Origin of the sequence: Mycolicibacterium sp. MU0050 (genome assembly GCF_963378085.1) — a bacterium.
GTDB classification, from domain to species: Bacteria; Actinomycetota; Actinomycetes; order Mycobacteriales; family Mycobacteriaceae; genus Mycobacterium; species Mycobacterium wendilense.
In genome coordinates this window covers 4,044,966-4,068,590 of sequence record NZ_OY726395.1, presented here as the reverse complement: position 1 = coordinate 4,068,590, position 23,625 = coordinate 4,044,966, and the positions used below count along the sequence as shown (strand labels likewise).

21 protein-coding genes are annotated in these 23,625 nt (G+C 70.4%); 11 read left to right on the top strand and 10 right to left on the bottom strand.

Annotation, left to right across the window (positions count from 1 at the left end; translation table 11 throughout):
• Positions 1 to 37: 37 nt before the first annotated feature.
• The 5 genes from R2K23_RS19480 to R2K23_RS19460 are packed head-to-tail and all read right to left on the bottom strand — an operon-like array spanning position 38 to position 5,963.
• The gene (locus tag R2K23_RS19480) at positions 38 to 2,215 is read right to left on the bottom strand and encodes an AAA family ATPase (protein ID WP_316511864.1); all 2,178 of its coding nucleotides are present in this window, start codon (positions 2,213 to 2,215) and stop codon (positions 38 to 40) included.
• On the bottom strand, positions 2,212 to 3,078 hold the full coding sequence (pssA, locus tag R2K23_RS19475; RefSeq protein WP_316511863.1) for a CDP-diacylglycerol--serine O-phosphatidyltransferase: 867 nt from the start codon (positions 3,076 to 3,078) through the stop codon (positions 2,212 to 2,214). The genes R2K23_RS19480 and pssA overlap by 4 nt, the downstream gene beginning before the upstream one ends.
• Entirely contained in the window at positions 3,075 to 3,785 is a 711-nt protein-coding gene (locus R2K23_RS19470; RefSeq protein WP_396892392.1) for a phosphatidylserine decarboxylase, read from the bottom strand. Before R2K23_RS19470 ends, pssA begins: the two co-directional genes overlap by 4 nt.
• A 35-nt stretch (positions 3,786 to 3,820) precedes the next feature.
• Positions 3,821 to 5,044 carry a molybdopterin molybdotransferase MoeA gene (gene moeA, locus R2K23_RS19465; protein ID WP_316511860.1) on the bottom strand — a complete coding sequence of 408 codons (1,224 nt, stop codon included), beginning with the start codon at positions 5,042 to 5,044 and terminating at the stop codon, positions 3,821 to 3,823.
• Between the two features lies 1 nt (position 5,045).
• On the bottom strand, positions 5,046 to 5,963 hold the full coding sequence (locus R2K23_RS19460; protein WP_316511858.1) for an SDR family NAD(P)-dependent oxidoreductase: 918 nt from the start codon (positions 5,961 to 5,963) through the stop codon (positions 5,046 to 5,048).
• Positions 5,964 to 6,015: 52 nt separating this feature from the next.
• On the opposite strand from R2K23_RS19460, the gene R2K23_RS19455 reads away from it, so the two are divergent.
• From R2K23_RS19455 to R2K23_RS19440, 4 genes are read left to right on the top strand one after another with little or no spacing between them, the layout of a single operon-like run.
• Entirely contained in the window at positions 6,016 to 6,492 is a 477-nt protein-coding gene (locus tag R2K23_RS19455) for a PH domain-containing protein (RefSeq protein ID WP_316517424.1), read from the top strand.
• Complete coding sequence (locus R2K23_RS19450) at positions 6,489 to 7,949, top strand: PH domain-containing protein (RefSeq protein ID WP_316511856.1); 1,461 nt, start codon at positions 6,489 to 6,491, stop codon at positions 7,947 to 7,949. The genes R2K23_RS19455 and R2K23_RS19450 overlap by 4 nt, the downstream gene beginning before the upstream one ends.
• A 32-nt stretch (positions 7,950 to 7,981) precedes the next feature.
• Positions 7,982 to 8,797 carry an HAD-IIA family hydrolase gene (locus tag R2K23_RS19445; RefSeq protein ID WP_316511855.1) on the top strand — a complete coding sequence of 272 codons (816 nt, stop codon included), beginning with the start codon at positions 7,982 to 7,984 and terminating at the stop codon, positions 8,795 to 8,797.
• A 44-nt stretch (positions 8,798 to 8,841) separates the two neighbouring features.
• Entirely contained in the window at positions 8,842 to 9,672 is an 831-nt protein-coding gene (locus tag R2K23_RS19440; RefSeq protein WP_316511853.1) for an adenylate/guanylate cyclase domain-containing protein, read from the top strand.
• A gap of 11 nt (positions 9,673 to 9,683) precedes the next feature.
• Here R2K23_RS19440 and R2K23_RS19435 read toward each other — a convergent pair whose 3' ends face one another.
• On the bottom strand, positions 9,684 to 11,372 hold the full coding sequence (locus R2K23_RS19435) for an HNH endonuclease signature motif containing protein (protein ID WP_316511852.1): 1,689 nt from the start codon (positions 11,370 to 11,372) through the stop codon (positions 9,684 to 9,686).
• Between the two features lie 77 nt (positions 11,373 to 11,449).
• A complete protein-coding gene (locus tag R2K23_RS19430) occupies positions 11,450 to 13,150 on the bottom strand; it encodes a DEAD/DEAH box helicase (RefSeq protein ID WP_316511850.1) in 1,701 nt (566 codons plus the stop codon).
• A 423-nt stretch (positions 13,151 to 13,573) separates the two neighbouring features.
• On the opposite strand from R2K23_RS19430, the gene groL reads away from it, so the two are divergent.
• Positions 13,574 to 15,199 carry a chaperonin GroEL gene (gene groL, locus R2K23_RS19425; RefSeq protein WP_316511849.1) on the top strand — a complete coding sequence of 542 codons (1,626 nt, stop codon included), beginning with the start codon at positions 13,574 to 13,576 and terminating at the stop codon, positions 15,197 to 15,199.
• A gap of 66 nt (positions 15,200 to 15,265) precedes the next feature.
• Here groL and R2K23_RS19420 read toward each other — a convergent pair whose 3' ends face one another.
• Positions 15,266 to 16,570 (bottom strand): MFS transporter, encoded by a 1,305-nt coding sequence (locus tag R2K23_RS19420; protein WP_316517423.1) that lies wholly within the window; start codon positions 16,568 to 16,570, stop codon positions 15,266 to 15,268.
• A gap of 263 nt (positions 16,571 to 16,833) precedes the next feature.
• On the opposite strand from R2K23_RS19420, the gene R2K23_RS19415 reads away from it, so the two are divergent.
• The 5 genes from R2K23_RS19415 to R2K23_RS19395 are packed head-to-tail and all read left to right on the top strand — an operon-like array spanning position 16,834 to position 21,105.
• A complete protein-coding gene (locus R2K23_RS19415; protein WP_316511848.1) occupies positions 16,834 to 17,718 on the top strand; it encodes an ABC transporter substrate-binding protein in 885 nt (294 codons plus the stop codon).
• A 16-nt stretch (positions 17,719 to 17,734) separates the two neighbouring features.
• Positions 17,735 to 18,733, top strand: coding sequence for a FecCD family ABC transporter permease (locus R2K23_RS19410; RefSeq protein ID WP_316511847.1), 999 nt, complete (start codon positions 17,735 to 17,737; stop codon positions 18,731 to 18,733).
• Complete coding sequence (locus R2K23_RS19405) at positions 18,730 to 19,539, top strand: ABC transporter ATP-binding protein (protein ID WP_316511846.1); 810 nt, start codon at positions 18,730 to 18,732, stop codon at positions 19,537 to 19,539. The genes R2K23_RS19410 and R2K23_RS19405 overlap by 4 nt, the downstream gene beginning before the upstream one ends.
• Positions 19,539 to 20,363, top strand: coding sequence for an MBL fold metallo-hydrolase (locus R2K23_RS19400; protein ID WP_316511845.1), 825 nt, complete (start codon positions 19,539 to 19,541; stop codon positions 20,361 to 20,363). Before R2K23_RS19405 ends, R2K23_RS19400 begins: the two co-directional genes overlap by 1 nt.
• A gap of 10 nt (positions 20,364 to 20,373) precedes the next feature.
• Positions 20,374 to 21,105 (top strand): chymotrypsin family serine protease, encoded by a 732-nt coding sequence (locus R2K23_RS19395; RefSeq protein ID WP_316511843.1) that lies wholly within the window; start codon positions 20,374 to 20,376, stop codon positions 21,103 to 21,105.
• On the opposite strand, the gene R2K23_RS19390 is transcribed toward R2K23_RS19395, so the two are convergent.
• Together R2K23_RS19390 and R2K23_RS19385 are read right to left on the bottom strand one after the other, a co-directional pair.
• Entirely contained in the window at positions 21,102 to 21,479 is a 378-nt protein-coding gene (locus tag R2K23_RS19390) for a pyridoxamine 5'-phosphate oxidase family protein (RefSeq protein WP_316511842.1), read from the bottom strand. The genes R2K23_RS19395 and R2K23_RS19390 overlap by 4 nt on opposite strands.
• Positions 21,476 to 23,203 (bottom strand): N-acyl-D-amino-acid deacylase family protein, encoded by a 1,728-nt coding sequence (locus R2K23_RS19385; RefSeq protein ID WP_316517421.1) that lies wholly within the window; start codon positions 23,201 to 23,203, stop codon positions 21,476 to 21,478. The genes R2K23_RS19390 and R2K23_RS19385 overlap by 4 nt, the downstream gene beginning before the upstream one ends.
• A gap of 34 nt (positions 23,204 to 23,237) precedes the next feature.
• On the opposite strand from R2K23_RS19385, the gene R2K23_RS19380 reads away from it, so the two are divergent.
• Complete coding sequence (locus R2K23_RS19380; RefSeq protein WP_316511841.1) at positions 23,238 to 23,624, top strand: VOC family protein; 387 nt, start codon at positions 23,238 to 23,240, stop codon at positions 23,622 to 23,624.
• Position 23,625: the final 1 nt, after the last annotated feature.

Here is a 23,625-nt window from a genome sequence, read left to right as displayed (position 1 = left end):
TCCCATTCCGAACGCCGCCCGCTATCGGTGGCACCGGCTACCGGTTGTCGGCGAAGGCGCGCAGCGCCTCGACCTGAATCGGGTCCAGCGAGGGCCGCACGGTCTGCCGCGCGGCCTGCACGTCGGCCAGCGTGACGTCGGCGGCATCGATGGAGCGACGCATCGCGGTGAGCGCCGCTTCCCGCAGCAGCGCAACGCAGTCGGCGGCGCTGTAGCCGTCCAGCTCCGTGGCGATGGCGTCGAGGTCGACGGCCTGGTCGCCCTCGGTCACCAGCGGGACCGACTTGGCCGCCGAGGCCAGGATTTCGCGGCGCGCCTCGGTGTCGGGTGGCTCGACGAACACCAGTCGCTCCAGCCGGCCGGGGCGCAACAGCGCGGGGTCGATCAGGTCCGGCCGGTTGGTCGCGCCGAGCACCACGACGTCGCGCAGCGGCTCGATGCCGTCGAGTTCGGTCAGCAACGCGGCCACCACCCGGTCGGTGACCCCGGAGTCGAAGCTCTGCCCGCGGCGCGGAGCCATTGCGTCGATCTCGTCGAGGAACACCAGCGAAGGCGCGGAGTCACGGGCGCGCCGGAACAGCTCCCGCACCGCCTTCTCCGAGGAGCCCACCCACTTGTCCATCAGTTCGGCGCCCTTGACCGCGTGCACGGACAGCCGTCCGGTGCTGGCCAGCGCGCGCACCACGAAGGTCTTGCCGCAGCCGGGCGGCCCGTAGAGCAGCACGCCGCGCGGCGGGTCGACCCCGAGCCGGGCGAAGGTGTCGGGATGCTGCAGCGGCCACAGCACCGCCTCGGTAAGGGCCTGCTTGGTGGCCACCATGTCGCCGACGTCGTCCAACGTCACCGACCCCACCGACACCTCCTCGGTAGCCGAGCGTGACAGCGGCCGGATGACGGTCAGCGCGCCGGCCAGGTCGTCCTGGGTCAGGGCCGGCGGGGCGCCGTCGGCGCTGGCCCGCGAGGCCGCCCGCAGTGCCGCCTCGCGCACCAACGCCTGCAGGTCGGCGACCACGAAACCGGGTGTGCGCCCGGCGATCTCGGTCAGTTCCAGGCCGGTGTCCGGGTCGGTGGGCACGCCGCGCAACAGCACCTCGAGCAGCTGCGCGCGGGTGGCGGCGTCGGGTAGCGTCAGGCCCAGCTCGCGATCGCACAGATCCGGCGCGCGCAGTCGGCCGTCCAGGCTGTCCGGGACCGCGGAGGTCGCGACGAAGGCGACGCCGGCGGTGCCGACCGCGCCGCGCAACTCGGTCAGGATCAGGCTCGACACCGGTTCGGGCCGACCGTCGGCGCCGGCCGGCAACAGCGCATCGATGTCGGTGATCAGCAGCACGCCGCCGCTGCGTACCGCCGCGACCGCCTCGGTGACGGTGCGCAGCCGGTCGTCGGCGGCCAGCGCGCCCACCTCGGGTCCGTCGAGTTCGACGACGCGGCGCTGCGCGCACACCGTCCGCACCATGGTGGCCTTGCCGACGCCCGCCGGACCCGTCACCAGGACCCCGAGATGTGCCGGGGCGCCCAGGGTTTCGAGCAGGCCCGGTTCGTCCAGCGAAAGCTTGAGCCATTCGGTGAGCTTGCCGGCCTGGGTGTGGGCGCCCTTGAGGTCGTCGAGGGCGTGCTCGGTCGGGGGAGTTTGGCTGCCCGGCGCCTGCGCCTGCGCCGGGGTCCCGTTGCCCCAGCCGACGACGGAGTTGGGTTGCACGCTCACGGGCCCGGCGGGGTCCACGGCGGTTACCGTGAGCAGCTCCGAGGTCCAGGTGATGCCGACCGCGGCGGCCAACGCCGCACTCGCCGCGGAGGTCGAGGTGCCGGGGCCCAGGTCCCGGGGCAGCAGCGACACCGTGTCGCCGACGGTCATGACCTTGCCCAGCAGGGCCTGCCGCAGCGTGGCCGACGTCACCGAGTGGGTGGCCAGGCCGGATCCGGTGACCGTCACCGATTTTGCGCCGTGCACCGTCACCGGAGCCACCACCACCGTCGCGTCCTCGCGCAGGCCGGCGTTGGACAGCGTGACGTCGTCGAGCAGAGCGGTGCCGGCCGGCACGCCCGGGCCGGCCAGGCCGACGACGGCGGCGGTGGTGCGCGCACCCGTCAACGACACCGCGTCCCATTCCCGAATGCCCAGGGCGGCAACGGCTTCCGGGTGTAGTCGGACGACGCCGCGGCGGGCGTCCAGCGCGGAGGTGTTCAGCCGGGCCGTCAGCGACAGTTGGCTCACGGGCCACCCGGTCTGCGCAGGCCGAGCCGGGCCGAGGACCGGCGCCGCACCAGGCGACGGTTCGGGTGGTTGGCGCGGCGGATGGCCCGGCGCGCCTGCCGTTGCTGCTTGGGTTGGTCGTCCCACACCTCGGGGTGCTTGGACAGCCAGTCCTTGGTGCGCACCGCGAACGGGATGTGGATGACGTAGGCCGCGATGATCGCCAGGATCACCAGGTAGCCGTATTGGATGGAGGCCGCCACGCCGATGGCCAGCAGCGCCAGCAGCGGGACCACCATCCGGGGCGGGATGGCGAAGGTGTGGATCTTGCGCATCGGGATGGTGCTGACCACCAGCAGCGAAACGCCGATCATCCAGATCGACACCGCGATCTCCGAGGTCCACCAGCCGTCGCCGAACTGCATCTTGGCGGCCAGCGGGCCGATGGCGCCGATGGCCCCGGCCGGGGCCGGCATGCCGGTGAAGAACTGTTTCTCGTACTCGGGCTGTTCGCCGGTGAGCATCGCGTTGTAGCGGGCCAACCGCAGCACGATGCACACTGCGTAGAGCAGCACCACGATCCAGCCGATCCGGGCTTCCGGCAGCAGCGCCGCGTAGACGATCAGGGCCGGGGCCACCCCGAAGTTGACCGCGTCGGCCAGCGAGTCGATCTCCTCGCCCATCTTCGAGGTGGCCTTGAGCAGTCGCGCCATCCGGCCGTCGAGCGCGTCGAGGATGGCCGCGACGGCCAGGAACGCCATCGACTCGGTGTAGCGGCCGTCGAGGGCGAACTTCACCGCCGACAATCCGAAGCAGATCGCGGCAACCGTCATCGCGCTGGGCAGCAGTCGGGTCGCCTGCCCGGGGTGGATGCGTGGTTTCACGGCAACTCGGCAATCACGGTCTCGCCGCCGACGGCGCGCTGGCCGACCGAGACCAGCACCTTGGATCCGGCCGGCAGGTAGGTGTCCAGCCGCGATCCGTACCGGATCAGGCCGTAGGTGGCGCCGATGTCGATCTTGTCGCCGACCCGGGCGTCGCAGACGATGCGCCGGGCCACCAGGCCCGCGATCTGCACGGCGATGACCTCGGCGCCCTCGGGGGTCCGGATCACCAGGCTGTTGCGTTCGTTGTCGGCGCTGGCGGCGGGCAGGTCGGCGGTGCCGAACAGCCCGGGGCGGTGCACCGCGGCCACCACCTCGCCGCTGATCGGCGCGCGCTGCACGTGCGCGTCGAGCACCGATAAGAAGATGCTCACCCGCGGCAGCGGTTCGTCGGGCAGTCCGAGTTCCGGCGGCGGGGTGGCGTTCTCGATCAGGCACACCTGCCCGTCGGCCGGGGCGACGACCACCCCCGGCCGGGTCGGCGGGACCCGGGGCGGGTGCCGGAAGAAGGCCGCGTTGGCCGCGGCGGCGGCCAGGCCGGCCGTCCACACCCAACGGCGGCGCCGGCCCAGCGCGGCGACGGCCAGGCCGGCGCCGACGAACGGGATGCCGGCCGGATGCATCGGCGGGACCTGGGAACGGACAAGCTGGCTGAAGTGAGCAGCGTCGAAACGCGGAGCTTCGGACGTGCGAGGGCGTCTGGCCACGTGGGCCATTCTATGTAGTGCGGCCGACCGCGGACCTATTCGCCACCGAGGACCCAGACCCGCACCGGCGCGCCGGCGTCGATGTCGGTGACGTCCTCCGGTATCTCCAGGAGGCAGTTCGCCGAGGCCAGCCAGCGCAGGTGATGCGAGGCCGGCGGTCCGTAGCTGGTGACGGTGCCCGTCGCCGGGTCCAGCACGCCGCGCCGGAACTGCCGCTTGCCGGGTGGGGAGGTGCACCGCTCGGCCAGCACGGCCTCGGATTGCGGCCGGCCCGGCGCGGGCAGGTCCATCGCGGCCCGCAGCGGAGTGCGGATGAACACCTCGAAGGACACCAGCGCGCTCACCGGGTTGCCGGGCAGCGTGATGATCGGCACCTGCCGCTGCCCGTCCGGCCCGTCGACGACGACGAAGCCGGCGCCCTGCGGCATGCCGGGCTGCATCGCGACCTTGACGAAGTCGACCTGTCCGCCGAGGGCGTCCTTGACCACCTCGTAGGCGCCGGCGCTGACCCCGCCGGTGGTGATGATCAGATCCGAGTCCCCGACGTGGGCCTGCAACGCCGCGCGGAACTCGTCGACGTCGTCGCCGGCCATCGGGGCGGCGACGACGTCGGCACCGGCCTCGCGGACCGCGGCGGCCAGCATGACCGCGTTGGATTCGTAGATCTGTCCGGGCTGCAGCGGCGTGCCCGGCGCCACCAGTTCGGTGCCGGTGGACATCACCAAAACCCGCAGCCGGGGTCGCACCGACAGCTCGCCGATGCCCAGCGCCGCGGCCAGGCCCAGCGCCGCCGGCGTGACGACCTGACCGGCGCGCAGCACCGTGGTGCCCGCCGTGACGTCCTCACCGGCGCGACGGATGTGGCGGCCCGCTGCGGCGGCGGCGCGGATCTCGACGGTCTCGGTGCCCGCGTCGGTGGCCTCCACCGGGACCACCGCGGTGGCGCCCGCGGGCAATGGTGCGCCGGTCATGATCCGGTGCGCGGTGCCGGGCTTCAGTGTCAGCGGGTCGGTCCGTCCGGCCGGGATGTCCTCGGCGACAGGCAGTTTCACCGGGGTGTCGGCGGAGGCGGCGGCGACGTCCTCGGCCCGGACCGCGTAGCCGTCCATCGCCGAGTTGTCGAACCCGGGCAGCGAGAGGCCGGCGACCACGTCGGCGGCGAGCACCAGGGCCTCGGCCTCGGACAGCGGCAGCGTCACGGGCGGCCGGGCGGTGATGAGCTCGGCGACGACGCGTTGATGTTCGGTGACGGTGCGCATGTCAGATGTCGAAGGTGACGCCGGTGAGCTCCTCGGAGACGGCCCACAACCGTTGTTGCACCGCCACGTCGTGGGACTTCTTGTTGGACTTCACCAGGACCGGGTGGCCGCGCAGTTCGCGGAAGCCGGCCGGGCCGTAGTACTGGCCGCCGACGACGGCCGGATCGGTGGCCGCCCGCAGCGTGGCCAACGCACCCCTGGCGGGGCTGTTGGTGACCAGCCCGGCGAACTGCCGGCAACCCGGCAGGCTGGAGCCGGGGATGTGGCGCATCAGCTCGGTATTGGAGATGCCCGGGTGCGCGGCCACCGCGATCGCCGGGGCGCCGGCCGCGGCCAGGCGGCGCTGCAGCTCGTAGGCGAACATCAGGTTGGACAGCTTCGACTGGCCGTACGCGGCGACCCGGTTGTAGCTGCGTTCCCACTGCAGGTCGTCGAAGTTGATGCCGGCCTGGATGTTGTGCGCAATGCTGGCGACCACCACCACCCGCGCCCCCTCGACGTCGCGGATCTGGTCGAGCAGCAGGCCGGTCAGCGCGAAATGGCCCAGATGGTTGGTGCCGAACTGCAATTCGAAGCCGTCGGCGGTGATCTGCTTGGGCGGGTACATCACCCCACCGTTGTTGATCAGCAGGTCGATGCGCGGATGGGCGGCCTTGAGCTCGGCGGCCGCGGTGCGCACCGACTGCAGCGAGCCGAGGTCCAGCGGTTGTACCGTGACGTCCGCGCGCGGCGAGAGGCCGACGATCTTGGCGGCCGCGGCGTTGCCCTTCTCGACGTTGCGGACGGCCAGCACCACCTTGGCGCCGCGGGCCGCCAAGGCCCGAGCGGTCTCGTATCCCAGGCCGGTGTTGGAGCCGGTCACGATCGCGACGCGCCCGGTCTGGTCGGGAACCTGTGCTTCTGTCCACTTCTGGCTCATGACTAGAAGATACGTGGGGCATGCTCTAGTCATGGGTGCACCACTGCAGATGATGAGGGATCCGGCCTATCCGCCCAGCCGCAGCGCGCCGGTGGTGTGGGCGTTGGGCGCGGCGGTCCCGTGGCTGATCTTCGCGTTTGCGCAGCTGATCTGGTTCGTCCTCGACGGCCGGTGGCCGTGGCTGCACGGGCTGGCCGCGCTGTTCACGGTGCTGGGAGCGGTGATCTCGGTGGTGGTCGCGCCGCTGTGGCGGTATCGGGTGCATCGCTGGGAGATCAGCCCGCAGGCGGTGTACACCCGGACGGGCTGGCTGACCCAGGAGCGGCGGATCGCGCCGATCTCGCGGGTGCAGACCGTCGACACCTACCGCGGCCCGCTCGATCGGCTGTTCGGCCTGGCCAACGTCACGGTGACGACGGCGTCGTCGGCCGGTGCCGTGCACATCGTCGCGCTGGATGCCCCGGTCGCCGATCAGGTGGTGGCCCAATTGACCGACATCGCCGCGCTCGGCGCTCACGATGCCACATGACCACCCCTAGCGGCTCTGAGTGGCAACGGCTTTCGCCCCGGATGCTGCTGGTGCATCCGGTGCACGAGGTGTTGCGCCAGATCCCGTTGCTGGTCGGGTCCGTCGTGCTGGGTTCGGCCACCCAGAACCCGTTGTGGATGCTGCTGGGCGTCGGTTTCATCGTCGGTATCGGCCTGGCCCGGTGGTTCACCACCACCTACCGCATCGACGATCAGGACGTCTCGCTGCGCACCGGTGTGCTGCAGCGCAACACGCTGTCGGTGCCGCGCAACCGGATTCGGTCGGTGCAGACGGAGGCGCGGCTGCTGCACCGGTTGCTCGGCCTGACCGTGCTGCGGGTCAGCACGGGGCAGGAAGCGCGGGGTGACAACGCCTTTGAACTCGATGCGGTGGAGACCGAGCGGGTCGAGCAGCTGCGGTCGGTGCTGCTGGCCGACGCCGTGCAGGCCGATCCCTTGCGTCCGGCCGCCGCCGGGACGGTGCTGGCCTCCTGGAAGCCGTCCTGGCTGCGGTACAGCCCGCTGAGCTGGTCCGGGCTGGTCACCATCGCGGCCGGCCTCGGGCTGGTCTTTCAGGCCGGGTTCGGTGAGGCCCTGCGGGAATCGGCGGCGGTGCAGTCGGGGCTCGACGCCGCCGCCCGGTTGGGCACCGCAGCCACCGTCGCGGCGGTCGTCGGCGTCGTCGTGCTGGCCTCGGTGGTGCTGGCGGTCGGCCGCTCGCTGTTGACCTACGGCAACCTGGTGCTGACCCATCGCGTCGACACCTTGCATCTGACCCACGGTCTGCTGCGGGTCCGCGAGTACACCTACGACCTGCGCCGGCTGCGCGGTGGCACGCTGCGTGAGCCGCTGCTGGTGCGCGCCATGGGCGGGGCCCGGCTGGACGCGGTGATGACCGGCGTCGCCGGGGTGGGGGAGTCGTCGTTGCTGCTGCCGCCGTGTCCGTCCGAGACCGCTCATCGGGTGCTCACCGGGCTGGTCGGCGAAACCGAGGTGGTTTCGGGGCCGTTGGTGGCGCACGGCCCGGCGGCGGTGCGCCGCCGGTGGTTTCGCGCCCTGGTCCTGCCCGCCGTGGCCGGCGTGGCGCTGGCGGTCGGTGCGGTGACGGTCGGGGTGCCGGGGTGGGTCTGGCCCCTGTGGGCGGGGGTGATGGTGCTGTCCGTGTGGCTGGCGATGGACCGGGTGCGCGCACTGGGCCACCGGGTCGACGAACGCTGGTTGGTCGCGCGCAGCGGCAGCGTGGAGCGGCGGCGGGACTGTGTCCAGACGGCGGGCATCATCGGCTGGACCGTGCGGCAGACGTACTTTCAACGCCGGGCCCACGTGGCGACCCTGGTGGCGGCCACCGCCGCGGGCACCAAGCGTTATGTGGTGATCGACGTGCCGGCCGAGTGGGCCTGGACCGTCGCGGCCGTCGCGTCACCGTGGGTGGCGCGCAGTGTGTGGGCCCACACATAGCTGAGGCGGCCGACTACGCCTAATGTCGCACCATGGCCATCGGCGGAGTGCTCTTTGACATCGACGGCGTGCTGGTGACGTCGTGGCGGCCGATCGAGGGCGCCGCGGAAACGCTGCGGATCCTGGCGGATCGGCAGATCGCGCGGTCGTATCTGACCAACACCACCACCCGCACCCGCGGCCAGATCGCCGAGTTGCTCACCGAGGCCGGGATGGCCGTCGGACCCGATGACGTCATCACCGCGGCCGTGCTGACCGCCGACTTCGTCCGCGACCGCTACCCCGGGGCGCGCTGCTTTCTGGTCAACAGCGGCGACATCGCCGACGACATGCCGGGGGTGGACCTGGTCTCGTCGGTCGATACCCGCGGCGGACCGATGCCCGAGACACCCGATGTGGTGCTGCTCGGTGGGGCGGGGCCCGAATATGACCACGTCACGCTGTCGTGGGTGTACGACTGGATGGCCCAGGGGGTGCCCGTGGTCGCGATGCACCGCAGCACGTCATGGGAATCCAGCGACGGGCTGCGCATCGACACGGGCATGTATCTGCTGGGGCTGGAGGAGGTGAGCGGCCGCAACGCGATCGCGGTGGGCAAGCCCGCGCCCGAAGGATTCCTGGCCGCGGCCGCGCGTCTCGGCGTCGAGCCCGACGAGATGTACATGGTCGGCGACGATCTGAACAACGACGTGCTGGCCGGGCAGGTGGTCGGCATGACCGGGGTGCTGGTGCGGACCGGCAAGTTCCGGCAGGCCACTCTGGACCGTTGGGCCGCCGACGAGTTCGCCATGCAGCCCAGCCACGTCATCGACTCCGTGGCCGACCTACCGGAATTGCTCGGCTTGTAGGAACGGGTCGCCTGCCGGCGCGGGACAACGTTTAGGGTCGGTGGATGGACGTGGTCGTGGTGTCGGCGGTCGGTGTCGTCGCGCTGTCCGCGATCGTCACGCTGACGGTGCTGCTGATCGTGTCGCGTCGGCAACTGGGCTCGGCGCGGGCGGAGATCGAACGCCTGCGGGAGGAACAGGGACGGCGGCGGCGTCGGCTCGGTGTGGCGCCGCTGGCGATCAAGACGGTATGGCAGACCGCGGATTCGTTGCTGAGCAAGGGAATTGGCGCTACCGTCCGGAACTCCATCGAGGACCTCGCAGGCTGGGCGCAGGTGGAGCGGCCCGATCTGGCGCGCCTGACCGCCGACGGCGACGTCGTCATCGCCTTCTCCGATATCGAGGGTTCCACCGAACTCAACGAGGCGCTCGGGGATCGGGAGTGGATCAAGGTGCTCGAGCGGCACAACCGCCTGGTGGTCAAGCTGGTTGGCGAGCACGGTGGGCACGTGGTGAAGAACCAGGGCGACGGATTCATGATCGCCTTCGGGGCGGCCACGCAGGCGGTGTTGTGCAGCATCGGTATTCAGCGGGCCTTGGAGGAACGTATCGACCGGCGCCGGGCGATACGGGTGCGGATCGGAATCCACCTGGGCAGTTCGGTGCGACGCGGTGACGACCTGTTCGGCAGGAACGTGGCGATCGCCGCGCGGGTCGCCGATCAGGCCGCCGGCGGGGAGGTCCTGGTGACCGAGGCTGTGCGGGCGGCGGTCGAGGACACTGCGGACGCCGAGGCGGACATCGAATTCGGTCCGCCCCGCGAGGTCGACCTGAAGGGCATTCGCGGTGCCTACCAACTGTTTCCGGTATGCGTTCCGCTCGGTGCCGGACGCTGAGTTCCCGGGTGTCAGGTGTATACCCAGGGGAGGTGTTCGTAGTCGGGGTCGAGGGCTTGTAGGTCCATGGTTTCGTAGGCGCGGTGGTGGGCTTCGAGGAGTTCGTCGTATCCGGGTTCGCCGGGTAGGGGTCCGTCGTCCCAGAAGTAATCGGGTTCGGGCAGTGGGTCATTCGGGGTGTCGAGGTCGGTCGAGCCTGGGTTCGGGTCAGATACGGGCTCTGAGTTGGTGTGGGGCGGACTCCCCGGTGGTGGGGGTGCGGTGTTGGTGTGGTGGTAGTCGATGAGGTCTTCGATGAAGTGGTAGGGGTTGGTGCGGGGTTGGCCGCGTTCTAGGGGTGGGGGTGGGATCCATTCGACGCGGCCGGTGTTGTTGAGTTGGGTGGTCCAGTTTTCGGTGGTGGCCATGCGGTTGTCGGGGCCGCAGGCCAGGGCGAGGTTGTTGATGTCGGTGGGGCCGTCGTGGGCCCAGTCGCGTAGGTGGTGGACTTGGGTGTGGTAGCCGGCGGTGGTGCAGCCGGGGCGGGTGCAGCCGTGGTCGCGGGCGTGTAGGACGATGCGTTGGTCGGCGGTGGCCAGGCGTTTGGTGCGCCCGAGCCATAGGGGGCGGCCGGTGGTGTCGTCGAAGATGGTCAGGTAGTGGTAGGCGTGGCTGGCCATGCGGAGCAGGTCGCTGATGGGCAGGATGGTGCCGCCGGCGGTGAGTGCTTTGCCGGTCAACGGTTTTCGTTGTGGCGCTGCGGTAGTGGTCGCCGAAGCGGCGGGTTCGGGTTCGCCGGCGGCGGTGTGCAGTTCGGCCAGGGTGGTGGTGACGATGACGGTGACGGGGAGGCCGTTGAGTTGGCCGAGGTCGCCGCAGGCCAGCAGGGCGCGGCTCATGGCGGTCAGGGCGTCATGGTGGCGTTGGTCGGGGGTGCGGTCGTCGGCGAGGATGTGGGTTTCGGTGGGGCTGCCGGTCAGGCAGGGGTGTTCATCGGCGGGGTTGCACATGCCCGGTGCGGCGAGTTTGGCGAAGATCGGTTCCAGGGTGGCGCGCAGTTCGGGGGTGATGAGCGCGTGCAGGGTGGACATGCCGTCGGGGCGTTGGCGGCCCAGGCGGGCGCGGCGTTGGGCGCGGCGGTCGCGGTCGGTGACGTCGCCGTCGGGATCCAGGACGGTCAGCAGGTGCTCGGCGAGTTTGGCGAAGGCGGCCGGGCCGAAGCGGGTGGCCATGGCGGCCAGGTCGGCTTCGGCGGTGGCGCGGAGGTCGGCGGGCACGGCGGCGGGGATTTTGGCGTAGGCCTTGCGGGCGATGTCGAGGTGTTCCGGCCCGATCTGCCCGGCGGCTTGGGCAGCGGCCAGCGCCGGGAGCAGCGGGGGCAGCGGTTGGCCGGTGAGGCTGGTGCGCGGGCCCAGTTGGGCGGCTTCGGTGACGCGGCGCCGGGCTTGGCCGCGGCTGATGCGCAGGTGTTCGGTCAGGGCCTCGGCCACGGTGGTGGCGCCCAGGGCGCCGGGGTTGCCGTCGGCGACCAGGCGAGCCACGATGCGCTGGTCGACGACAGGGGCGCGGCGGGCCAGCACCTCCCGGCGCCGCAGTACCGCTACGAGTTCTTCGCCGGTGAAACCGTCCAAGGAGCACTGCTCCAGGCGGGCGTGGGTGGCCTCCAGTTCGGCCAGACACGTCAGCACCGTGTCCCGGTCGCTGAACGCATCCCTACCCATACTTCGAACACTAGTTCGACCCACCGACAAGAACCGGCCCCAGGACGGGACCGCACATTAAGAAACAGTAAGAAAATCTAGAGCTCGCGGTGCAGCACGCGGACCGCTTCGATTCGGGCTTTCAGCTGGTCGCGGGTGGCGGCGGCCACGGGCGGACCGCCGCACCGACGCCGCAGCTCGTTGTGGATCCAGCCGTGTGGCTTGCCCGACTTGTGGTGGGTGGCCGACACCAGGGCGTTGAGCTCGCGGCGCAACTCGCGCAGCTGACCGTGCGTCGAGGCGACCTTCGGCAGCTCGCCGGTCGCGGTGCGCTTCTGCAGCTGTTCGTCCTGGCGGCGACTGAGCAGGTCACGCATCTGGTTGGCGTCCAGCAGACCCGGGATGCCCAGATAGTCCGCTTCTTCCTCGCTGCCCGCGGGCGTCGCGGTGCCGAAGGAGGAGCCGTCGAAGATCACCTGATCCAGTTCGGCCTCGGCGCCCAGCGACTCGAAGCCGTTGTCGAGCTCGCCGGGCTCGTCCTTGCGCTGTTCGCGCAGTTCGGCGTCCAGCGGGTCCTCGTCGGAGTTCTCACGATGCGGCTTGCCGAGGACGTGGTTGCGCTGTTCCTCGAGCTCGCTGGCGAGTTGCAGCAGATTCGGCACCGACGGCAGGAAGATGCTGGCGGTCTCGCCCGGGCGCCGGGACCGCACAAACCGACCGATGGCCTGGGCGAAGAACAGCGGGGTCGACGCGCTGGTGGCGTACACGCCGACCGCCAACCGCGGAACGTCGACCCCCTCGGAGACCATCCGGACGGCGACCAGCCAGCGCGACGTCGACTCGGAGAACTCAGTGATGCGGTCCGAGGAGCCGGGGTCGTCGGAGAGCACCAGGGTCGGCGTCTCACCGGTGATCTTGCGAAGCAGTTCGGCGTAGGCGCGCGCAGCGGTCTGGTCGGACGCGATGATCATGCCGCCGGCGTCGGGCACGTGCGCGCGCTTCTGCTGCAGGCGCTTGTCGGCGGCCGCGATCACCGCGGGCATCCAGTCGCCGGCCGGGTTCAACGCGGTACGCCAAGCGCGCGCGGTCTGCTCCGCCGTGAGCGGTTCACCGAGGCGGGCCGCGTGCTCCTCGCCGGCGCTGTCGCGCCAGCGGGCCTCACCCGAGTACGCCATGAACACCACCGGACGCACGACGCCGTCGGCCAGGGCTTCGGCGTAGCCGTACACGTGGTCGGCCACCGAGCGCTGGAAGCCCGCGGGGTCGGTCTCGTAGTTGACGAACGGGATGGGGCTGTCGTCGCTGCGGAACGGGGTCCCGGTCAGCGCCAAGCGCCGGGTGGCGTCGTCGAAGGCCTCGCGCATGGCGTCGCCCCAACTCTTGGCGTCGCCACCGTGGTGGATCTCGTCGAAGACCACCATGGTCTTGCGGTTCTCGGTGCGGACCCGGTGCCGGGTCGGGTGGCTGGCCACCTGTGCATAGGTGACGACGACGCCGTGATACTCCGAGGAGGTCTGCGCCGAGGAGTTGCTGAACTTGGGGTCCAGGGCCAGGCCGAAGCGGGCCGCGGCGTTGGCCCACTGGATCTTGAGGTGCTCGGTGGGGACGACGATGGTGACGGTCTCCACGGTGCGCTCGGCCAGCAGCTCGGCGACCAGGCGCAGGGCAAAGGTGGTCTTGCCGGCGCCCGGGGTCGCGACGGCCAGGAAGTCTCGCGGTTTGGCGGCCAGGTATTTCACCAAAGCCCGTCGCTGCCAGCCCCGCAATGCCTGGGTGCTGGGCGCTGCGTCAGCCCGCACCCGATGACTCCTCTCTGGAACGGAATGCAGCCTAATGCAACGCATTCGGCGTGGGTATTCGGGCGCGGCGTGTCGGGAGCGCGTGTCGTCGCGGCCGGTCGCGCATCGCGCCAGGCGGGCGGGGCCGTCGTTGCCGGCCGTGGTCATTGTCGCGGCTCGCGGACCGGGGCGTGGGGAGTCCCCGACGGCGGACGAGCAAGCATCGCGGCGGGCCGGGTCGGTGGCCCGCTCAGCCGAGAGCCGAACTGTCTTGCACTCGGCAGGTGAGAGTGCTAAGAATGCAGTTGGCACTCGCGACCGGCGAGTGCTAGGTCGGGACGGTGAGGCAAGGGTCCGCACAGCGGGGCACACCCGGGCCGTCCGTCGCGGGCACTGCGCCCGACCAAGAGCACGTGCATCCCCAATTCGGAGGAACACTTCGCAATGGCTAAGACAATTGCGTACGACGAAGAGGCCCGTCGCGGCCTCGAGCGGGGACTCAACGCCCTCGCCGACGCGGTAAAGGTGACGTTGGGGCCCAAGGGCCGCAACGTCGTCCTCGAGAAGAAGTGGGGCGCCCCCACGATCACCAACGATGGTGTGTCCATCGCCAAGGAGATCGAGCTCGAGGATCCGTACGAGAAGATCGGCGCTGAGCTGGTCAAGGAAGTTGCCAAGAAGACCGACGACGTCGCGGGCGACGGCACCACCACCGCCACCGTGCTGGCCCAGGCGCTGGTTCGCGAGGGTCTGCGCAACGTCGCGGCCGGCGCCAACCCGCTCGGCCTGAAGCGCGGCATCGAGAAGGCCGTCGAGACCGTGGCCGAGAACCTGCTCAAGTCGGCCAAGGAGGTCGAGACCAAGGAGCAGATCGCCGCCACCGCCGGTATCTCTGCGGGCGACCAGACCATCGGTGACCTGATCGCCGAGGCCATGGACAAGGTGGGCAACGAGGGTGTCATCACCGTCGAGGAGTCCAACACCTTCGGCCTGCAGCTCGAGCTCACCGAGGGCATGCGGTTCGACAAGGGCTACATCTCGGGCTACTTCGTGACCGACGCCGAGCGTCAGGAAGCCGTCCTGGAGGATCCCTACATCCTGCTGGTCAGCTCGAAGGTCTCGACCGTCAAGGACCTGCTGCCGCTGCTGGAGAAGGTCATCCAGTCCGGCAAGCCGCTGCTGATCATCGCCGAGGACGTCGAGGGCGAGGCCCTGTCGACCCTGGTGGTCAACAAGATCCGCGGCACCTTCAAGTCCGTCGCCGTCAAGGCCCCGGGCTTCGGTGACCGTCGCAAGGCGATGCTGCAGGACATGGCCATCCTCACCGGTGGTCAGGTCGTCAGCGAAGAGGTCGGTCTGTCGCTCGAGACCGCCGACATCGCGCTGCTGGGCCAGGCCCGCAAGGTCGTCGTGACCAAGGACGAGACCACCATCGTCGAGGGCGCCGGTGACTCCGACGCCATCGCCGGCCGGGTGGCTCAGATCCGTTCCGAGATCGAGAACAGCGATTCCGACTACGACCGCGAGAAGCTGCAGGAGCGCCTGGCCAAGCTGGCCGGCGGTGTTGCGGTGATCAAGGCCGGCGCCGCCACCGAGGTGGAGCTCAAGGAGCGCAAGCATCGCATCGAGGACGCGGTCCGCAACGCCAAGGCTGCCGTCGAGGAGGGCATCGTCGCCGGTGGTGGCGTCGCCCTGCTGCAGTCGGCTCCGGCGCTCGACGCGCTCAAGCTCGACGGCGACGAGGCCACCGGTGCCAACATCGTCAAGGTTGCGCTGTCGGCTCCGCTGAAGCAGATCGCCTTCAACGCCGGCCTGGAGCCGGGCGTTGTCGCCGAGAAGGTCACCAACGAGAAGGCGGGTGTCGGCCTCAACGCCGCCACCGGCGAGTACGAGGACCTGCTCAAGGCCGGCGTCGCCGACCCGGTGAAGGTCACCCGCTCGGCGCTGCAGAACGCGGCGTCCATCGCGGCGCTGTTCCTCACCACCGAGGCCGTCGTCGCTGACAAGCCGGAGAAGGCCGCCGCTCCTGTCGGCGACCCGACCGGTGGCATGGGCGGCATGGACTTCTAAGAAGTCCCGCGCTATCTATCGGGAAAGCCCGGTCCCCCTCGGGGGACCGGGCTTTTTCGTCTTCGCTCAAAGTTGGTGCAGCGGTGTGGGTTTGAGCAGCAGCGTCGCGATCACGCTGATGAGCGCGGTACCCACCAGGTACGAGCAGGCGAGCCACGGGGAACCGCCGGCCGCGGCGATCAACGCCGTCAGGATCATCGGGGTCAGACCCGAGGAGTACACCCCGGACAGCTGATAGACCGTCGACAGCCCGGTGTAGCGGATCCGGGCCGGGAACAGCGACGCGTACAGCGTGCCCTGCGCACCGTAGAACAGCGCGTGGATCACGCCGAACACCACCAGCATCCCCACGGTGTACAGCGCGAAATTGCCGGTGCCGAACAAGGTGAACACCGGGAACACCGCGGCGGCGTAGGCCGCGATGCCGATGGTGTAGATCCGCTTGGCGCCGAACCGGTCGACCAGCAGCCCGGAAACCGGCAGCAGTGCCGCCATCACCAGCGCCGACACCGTTACCGCGATCAGCACGGGCACCTTACCCAGGCCCAATGTCGTTGTGGCGTAGGCGATCGCGAACACGCCCCAGGTGTTGAAAGCCGCCCCCTCGCCCCAGCGGGACAGCATGCCCAGCACCGTCGAGCGCAGCGCCGGCGGACGGAACACCTCGCGCAGCGGGACGGCCGCGCGGTCGCCGGTGTCGCGCACCTTCTCGAATGACGGTGTCTCGCTGGCCTTCAGCCGCACCACGACACCGAAGATCACCAACACGATGCTGAATAGGAACGCGATCCGCCATCCGTAGGTCAGGAAGGCATCGTCGGGCAGCACCACCTGCAACAGCGCGAACACTCCGGTGCCCAGTGCCAGCCCCAGCGCCAGCCCCACCTGGGGGATGCTGCCGAACAGCCCGCGCCGCCGCGCCGGGCCGTGCTCGACGGCCAGCAGCACCGCGCCGGCCCACTCGCCGCCGAGCGCAAAGCCCTGCACGATGCGCAGCAACAGCAGCAGGAAGGGTGCCAGCACGCCGATCTGCGCGGCGGTCGGCAGGACACCCATCAGCGCGGTCGCCACGCCCATCAGCACCATCGTCAACGCCAGGGTCTTCTTCCGGCCGATCCGGTCGCCGATGTGACCGAACACGAAGCCGCCGATGGGCCGCACCACGAAGCCGACGGCGAAGGTCGCAAACGACAGCATGGTGCCGACGAACGTGGTCTGGTCCGGGAAGAACGCCTGGTTGAACACCAGGCTGGCGGCGGTGGCGTAGAGGAAGAAGTCGTACCACTCGATGGTGGTGCCGACCAGGCTGGCCCACAGCGCCGTGCGGGCCTGCGGGGTGATCGCGGTGTCCGGGTTGTCGTCCGCGGGCACGCGTTCGTCGAGGAGAGTCACGCCTTTCAGTTAGGCCACAGCCGGCGCCCCCTGCGCTACGGTTGCGCGCGCGCTGATCAAAAGCCGCCTACGCGGTGGGATAGGCTCGCGTTGCCCGGCGTTGCCGGGGCCGTGGTGTCCAGTGAAGTCCGGTCGAAACCGGCGCTGTCCCGCAACTGTGAAGCCGACACCCTCGGGTACGGACGAGCCAGGTCAGCTGAACCGCGGTCAGACGAACTCCTCGGACGAAGGACGTGGCTCTGATGAAAACCGCGCGCCGCTTCTCGGCGCTGCTCTGCGCCCTGCTCGCCGCCGGGCTGGTCGCCGCGTGCGGCTCCGACACCCAACCCGCCGAAACCGACGCGCAGGCAACGCCGCAACGCGTCGTCTCGCTGAGCCCCTCGGCGACCGAGACGCTGTGGGCCATCGGCGCGGGTCCGCAGGTGATCGCCGTCGACGGCGAATCGAACCACCCCGCCGACGTGCCGAGGCAGGAAGACCTATCCGGCTTCACCCCGAACATCGAGGCGATCGTGTCCTACGAGCCGGACCTGGTGATCACCGCCGATGCCCCCGACGACCTGGTGTCGGGGCTGCAGGCCGCCGGGATCCCGCTGCTGTCCCAGCCCGCCCCGAGCACCCTCGACGACGCCTACGCCCAGATCGAGCAGATCGGCGCGGAGACCGGACGCATCGGTGACGCCGCCGAGGTGGTGGCCCGGATGCGCGCCCAGATCGACGAAGTGGTCGAGAACACCCCGCGCAGCGAGCTGACCTACTATCACGAACTCGATCCGACGTTGTTCAGCGCGTCGGGGGACTCCTTCGTCGGGCAGCTCTACGGCCTGTTCGGGCTGACCAACATCGCCGACGGCAGCGGGGTCGACGCCTATCCGCAGCTGTCCGAGGAGTTCGTCGTCACCGCCGATCCGGACCTGATCTTCCTGGCCGACGTGCAGTGCTGCGGCGTGACCGCGGAGACCGTGGCCAACCGGGCCGGATGGGCCGAGGTGGCCGCCGTGCGCGACGGCCGCATCTACGAACTCGACGCCGACGTCGCGAGTCGGTGGGGCCCGCGCGTCGTCGACACGGTCGAGCGGATCGGCGCAGTCATCTCCGAGGTCCACGCTGTCCCGGCGCCGAACTGAGCGACGCCGCGCAGCGGTGGTGGCCGCGGCCATCGCCGGCGCGGTGGGGGCCGCGCTGCTGGCGATCTTCGTCGGGCCGGCCGACCTGCCCGCCCGCGGTGTGCTGCTGGCGTTGATCGACGCGCTGCCCGGCGTCGAGGTCGACCATGGCCTCACCGCGGCCCAGCACGCCGTGCTCTGGCAGATCCGGCTGCCGCGGGTGGTGCTGGGGGCGCTGGTCGGCGGCACCCTGGCCATCGCCGGCGCCGCCTACCAGGGTGTGTTCCGCAACCCGCTCGCCGACCCCTACCTGCTGGGGGTGTCCAGCGGGGCCGGGCTGGGCGCGACCGCGATGATCGTATTCGGTTTTGCCGCAATGACCTTCGCCGTTCCGCTGGCGGCGTTCCTCGGCGGCGTGCTGGCGGTGACCGCCACCTATCTGTTGGGTCGCGGCGTGGGCGGCGGTCGCACCGAAGTGGTGATCATCCTGGCGGGTGTCGCGGTGGCAGCCTTCGCCAACGCGGGTCAGACTTTTCTGCAGCAGCGGTACGACGACTCCATGCGGCAGGTGTACAGCTGGTTGCTGGGGCGGCTGAGCACCAACGGTTGGACCGAGGTGGCCGTGGCGCTGCCCTACGTGGTCCTCACCGTGGTGGTGATCGTGCTGTTCGCCCGGATCCTCGACGTGATGGCCGTCGGCGACATCGAGGCCGCCAGCCTGGGAGTCGACCCGCGCCGGGTGCGGCTGCTCCTGGTCGCGGTCGCGACCCTGGGCACCGCCGCGGTGGTCAGCGTCAGCGGGTTGATCGGGTTCGTCGGCATCGTGGTGCCGCACGCGGTTCGGTTGCTGGTGGGGCCGGGGCATCGGCTGTTGCTGCCGCTGTCGGTGTTGTTCGGGGCCGCCTTCCTGATGCTTGCCGACGTGCTGGCGCGGTGGGTGATGGCCCCGGCCGAGCTGCCGATCGGCGTGGTCACCGCGGCCGTCGGCGCCCCGTTCTTCCTGATGGTGCTGCGGCGCAGCCGGAGCATGTCATGACCGGTGTCGAGGCCCACGTGAGTTGCGTTGGCCTGCAGGTGCTCCGCGGCGAGGTAGCGGTGCTGGAGGGGGTGAACCTGACTGTCGCCCAGGGCGAATGGGTCAGCGTGGTGGGTCCCAACGGGGCCGGCAAGACGACGCTGCTGCACGTCTTGGCCGGGTTGATCCAGCCGGGCAAGGACACGCGGTTGACCGGCGCGGTGCGCGTGGCCGGGCTGGATCCGCTGGGCGCGCGGCGTCCGCAGATCGCGGCGGTGGTGGCGCTGATGCCCCAGCGGCCCACCGTGCCCGAGGGGGTCAGCGTCACCGAGCTGATCACCCTCGGCAGGACCCCGCACATTCCGAGGTTCGCCATGCCCTCGGCCGCCGACCGGGACGTGGTCCGCGACGTGATCGACCGGCTCGAGCTGGGGGATGTCGCGGACCGGCTGGTCACCGAGCTGTCCGGTGGTGAACTGCAGCGGGTGGTGCTGGCGCGCGCGCTGGCCCAGCAGCCGTCGGTGTTGATTCTCGACGAGCCCACCAGTGCGCTCGACGTCGGTCATCAACAGCAGGTGCTGGAGTTGGTCGATCGGATGCGGAGCGCCGACGGGATCACGGTGATCGCGGCCATGCACGATCTGACGCTGGCCGGCCAGTACGCGGACCGGATGGTCATGCTGCGCTCCGGCCGCGTCGTCGCCGACGGCGCTCCGGCCGAAGTTCTTACCGCACAACGGATTGCCGACGTGTACGACGCCCGGGTGGAGGTGGTGCAGCGGGGCGCGAACATCGCCGTGCTGCCGGTCCGGGACGGGACCCGCTGATGGAGGTGCTGTTGTTGGGCACCGGCAGCGCCGACGGATGGCCGAGCCCGTTCTGCGAGTGCCGCTCGTGCCGGTGGGCGCTGCGGTCCGGGGAGATTCGCGGCCAGACCGCCGCGCTGGTCGACGACGCGATGCTGATCGACTGCGGCCCCGAGGCGCCGCGCGCCGCGCTGCGGTACGGACGCACCCTGGCCGGTGTCCGCCAGATCCTGTTCACCCATGGCCATTTCGACCACGTCGGGCCCGCGGCACTGGTCATGCGGCATTGGGTCGACGCCGCAGCGCCGCTGGAGGTTCTGGGCCCGCCCGACGTGCTGGCGCAGTGCCGCGACTGGGTGGGGCCCACCGACCCGATCGTGTTCCGCGCAGTGCACTCCGGCGACGAGCTGAGGCTGGACGGCGGATACACCGTGCGGGTGTTGGCCGCCGCGCATGCCGGTGTGATGGGGGACCCCGCGGTGCTCTACGACATATCCCGTGGCGACGCGAGGTTTCTCTGGGCCACCGATACCGGGCCGCTGCCCACCGATACCTGCGCCGCGATTGCCGGTGCGGGCTTCGACGCCGTGTTCCTGGAGCAGACCTTCGGACCCAAGACCGACCACGGCACCGACCACCACGACCTGCCGACGTTCGCGAAGACCCTGGCGGGACTGCGAAAGTCCCGGGCCGTGCACGACGATACCGACGTCGTCGCAGTGCATCTGAGTCACCACAACCGGCCCGGTGACGAGCTGGAGTCCGCGCTGGCGCGGTGTGGCGCGCGGGCGGGCCGAGACGGCGAGGTTGTCCGGGTGAGCACGGCCGAAGCGATCCGCGCATAACATCACCGCTGTGACTGATGGTGGTGTGACGCCCCAAGGCCGGCGGATGGTGCGGGTGCTCTTCGGTGCCGTCTGCGTCGTGGCCGTGATCGTGGTCGTGATCACGGTGGCGCCGAGCCTGAAGCCCGCCGCCACGGCCGTCTCGCCCGGCGCGGGAATCGTGGTCGACGATGCCGACGGCGGCGAGGCCAAGGCGTGCACCCTCGGGTTCCTCGCCAGCGGCGCCGACGGCGCGCAGTACGCCTTGACCGCCGGACACTGCAACCAGGGCGGGGACGTCGCGATGTCCTACCGCATCACGGGGAACCTCCGCAAGATCGGCCGGTTCGCGCACACGGTGCACGAGGGCCGCTGGGGCCCGGACATCGCCGCGATCCGGCTGGACGACGACGGACCGCGCCGGGACCCGAGGATTTTGACCGAACGGGACGTCACCGGGGTGGCGAAGCACCTCTTGGCCGAGGACACCTTGTGTTTCGACGGCAAGACCAGCGGCTTCCAGTGCGGCACCATCTCGCCCGCTCTGCACTCGGGTGCACGCTTCCGTGACATGACGGGACTGATACTCATCACCGGCCGTGCGGAGCCCGGCGACTCCGGAAGCCCCGTGTACCGGCTCGAACCGGACGGCTCGGCGTCGGCGGTGGGAGTCGTCAACGGCAACTTGCCCGGTATTGCTGTCGTGGTGACCTTGCTGCGGCCCTACCTGGAGCAGTGGGACCTGACCCTGACCACGGACTAAGCCTTGAACACCACACAGTCGTGCAGACAACCGCTTTCGGCGGCCGCGGAACCGGGGGCGGCTTTGCGGTGCAGCAGCGCCTTGGTCGGCGTGACCCGCAGGCCGCCCTGCTCGACGGGCTCGGCGCGGCCGTCGACCATCAGGGCGTAGCCGCCGGGCTCGCGGGGCGGCCACAGCAGCGTGACGTCGGCTTGCCGCTCGACATTGGTGCTGGTGCGCTCGCCCACCGCGCCCACGTCCAGGACGCCGTCGACGAGAGCGGGTTCGACCATCACGGTGTGCGGTTTGCCGCCGTCGCCGACGGTGATCAGGAAGGCATGGTCGAAGTCGGCCAACGCCTCGGTGAGGCGGAGGAGATCCACCGTCGTGCTCATGCCGCGCCCTCCGGGGCGGGCTGCCGGCCACGGACCAACTTCCCGGGCCGCGCCGCGGTGGGCACGCCGTTTTCGGCGATCACCTCGCCGGCGACGATGGTCGCGACGTAACCGTCCGCGGTCTGGTCCAGGCGGCGCCCGCCGGCGGGCAGGTCGTGGACGACGGTGGGGCGATGCAACCGGAGTCCGTCGGCGTCGATCACGTTGAGGTCGGCCTTGTAGCCCTTGGCAATTCGGCCGCGGTCTTGCAAGCCGGCGACGCGCGCCGGTACAGAGGTGAGCTCACGCACCGCCTCGGCGATCGACAGCCGTCCCGAGGCGCGGTCGCGCACCCAGTGGGTCAGCATGTACGTCGGGAACGAGGCATCGCAGATCATGCCGTAGTGCGCCCCACCGTCGCCGAGACCCAGCACCACGTCCTCGCGGCGAATCAACTCGGCCACGGTGTCCAGCGAGTTGTCGCGAAAGTTGGCCAGCGTCACCAACAACATGGCGTGGCCGTCGTCGTCGAGGACGCGGTCATAGGCCTCCTCCAGCGGGCTGACACCGCGTGCCCGGGCCCGGGCCGCGATGTTGTCGGCGGGGTCCGGTTCGTAGTTCGGCGGATCACCCATCGGGAACATCCAGTTCCACAGTTGTGCAGCGAACATCAGCGGGTGTCCTTCGCCAGGGGAGTCCGACAGAATCCGTTGTCGCACCTCGGGTTTGCGCATCTCGGCAACCCGTTCGGCCAGCGGCAGGTGGGCGATCTCCTGATAGCTGGGGTACAGCACGAACGGGTTGCCCGAAAGTTCCAGGCCCAGCACCAGGCCGATGGGGCGCGGGTAGATCTGCGCGGTGATGTCCCCGCCGTCGGCGTTGGCCTTCTCCACCATGGTCAGTGCGTCGAGGAAGAACGGCGGCCCGGCGTTGCCGATGGCGAGGGTGAACGTCACCGGCAACCCGACATCGGCGGCCACGTCGAAGACGGTCTGCAGGACGGGCTGGTAGTCGCCGGCCACCAGGTCGGGCACGAATTGGATCAGCCCGCCGCCGGAGTCGGCGATCCCGCGGGCGATCGCCTCGATCTCCGCCTGGCCCGCGTCGTAGCTGGGGATGGGGCGGCCGCTCTCGGTCTTGTGGATGGTGAACCGTGACGTCGCGAATCCCAGCGCCCCGACCTCGACGGCCTCGGCGGCGAGCTTGCGCATCAGGGCCAGGTCCTCGGCGGTCGCGGCCTCCAGGTCGGCGCCGCGGCGGCCCATCACGTAGACCCGCAGCGGCGAGTGCGGCAGGAACGCGGCCACGTCGATGTCCCGCCGTCGCGCGTCGAGCGCGTCGAGGAACTCGGGGAACGTCTCCCAGGTCCACGGCAGCCCGTCGACCATCACCACGCCGGGGATGTCCTCGACCCCGGCCATGACGTCCACCAACACCTCGTGGTCGTCCGGTCGGCAGGGCGCGAAGCCGACACCGCAGTTGCCCATCACCGCGGTAGTGACGCCGTGCGCGGACGACGGCGTGAGGCGGTCGCTCCAGATCGCCTGCCCGTCGTAGTGGGTGTGCAGGTCGACGAAACCGGGTGTCACCAGCAGTCCGTCGGCGTCGATCTCGCGGGCGCCGGTGCCGGCGACCGTGCCGATCTCGACGATGACCCCGTCCTTGACGGCGACGTCGGCGGCGAAGGGTTGGCTGCCGAGTCCGTCGACCACCGTGCCGTTACGGATGACCAGATCGAAGTCGATGTCGGTTGTCATACCTCGAATGTACGGTGGCCCGATGATCGATCACGTGGGAATCAACTGCCACGACTGGGCCCGGTCGCAGGAGTTCTACGACCGCGTCCTCGGTGTCCTCGGCTACACCCGACAACTGGACTACGGAGTAGCGATCGGATACGGCCGCGACGGGCGGCCGGACTTCTGGATCGCCGATGCGTCCGCCGGTAACGCCGACGGGCCGAATCGTGAGGTGCACTGTGCGTTTCGCGCGGCGGACCGGGACGCTGTGCAGGCGTTCTACGACGCGGCGCTGGCACTGGGCGCCGAGTCGCTGCACGCGCCGCGGGTGTGGCCCGAATACCACCCCGGCTACTACGGGGCGTTCGTCCGTGACCCCGACGGCAACAACGTCGAGGCCGTCTTCCACGACGCGGCGGCCGTCTAGA

What these genes read in the sequence shown, in the direction of transcription:
- moeA (WP_316511860.1), bottom strand. Translation starts at nt 5,044, where the DNA reads ATGCGCACCGTCACCGAACATCAACGCGTCGTCGCCGAGCTCATCACC.
- R2K23_RS19460 (WP_316511858.1), bottom strand. Translation starts at nt 5,963, where the DNA reads ATGAGCCAGAAGTGGACAGAAGCACAGGTTCCCGACCAGACCGGGCGC.
- R2K23_RS19455 (WP_316517424.1), top strand. Translation starts at nt 6,016, where the DNA reads ATGAGGGATCCGGCCTATCCGCCCAGCCGCAGCGCGCCGGTGGTGTGG.
- R2K23_RS19450 (WP_316511856.1), top strand. Translation starts at nt 6,489, where the DNA reads ATGACCACCCCTAGCGGCTCTGAGTGGCAACGGCTTTCGCCCCGGATG.
- R2K23_RS19445 (WP_316511855.1), top strand. Translation starts at nt 7,982, where the DNA reads ATGGCCATCGGCGGAGTGCTCTTTGACATCGACGGCGTGCTGGTGACG.
- R2K23_RS19440 (WP_316511853.1), top strand. Translation starts at nt 8,842, where the DNA reads ATGGACGTGGTCGTGGTGTCGGCGGTCGGTGTCGTCGCGCTGTCCGCG.
- R2K23_RS19435 (WP_316511852.1), bottom strand. Translation starts at nt 11,372, where the DNA reads ATGGGTAGGGATGCGTTCAGCGACCGGGACACGGTGCTGACGTGTCTG.
- groL (WP_316511849.1), top strand. Translation starts at nt 13,574, where the DNA reads ATGGCTAAGACAATTGCGTACGACGAAGAGGCCCGTCGCGGCCTCGAG.
- R2K23_RS19415 (WP_316511848.1), top strand. Translation starts at nt 16,834, where the DNA reads ATGAAAACCGCGCGCCGCTTCTCGGCGCTGCTCTGCGCCCTGCTCGCC.
- R2K23_RS19405 (WP_316511846.1), top strand. Translation starts at nt 18,730, where the DNA reads ATGACCGGTGTCGAGGCCCACGTGAGTTGCGTTGGCCTGCAGGTGCTC.
- R2K23_RS19400 (WP_316511845.1), top strand. Translation starts at nt 19,539, where the DNA reads ATGGAGGTGCTGTTGTTGGGCACCGGCAGCGCCGACGGATGGCCGAGC.
- R2K23_RS19390 (WP_316511842.1), bottom strand. Translation starts at nt 21,479, where the DNA reads ATGAGCACGACGGTGGATCTCCTCCGCCTCACCGAGGCGTTGGCCGAC.
- R2K23_RS19380 (WP_316511841.1), top strand. Translation starts at nt 23,238, where the DNA reads ATGATCGATCACGTGGGAATCAACTGCCACGACTGGGCCCGGTCGCAG.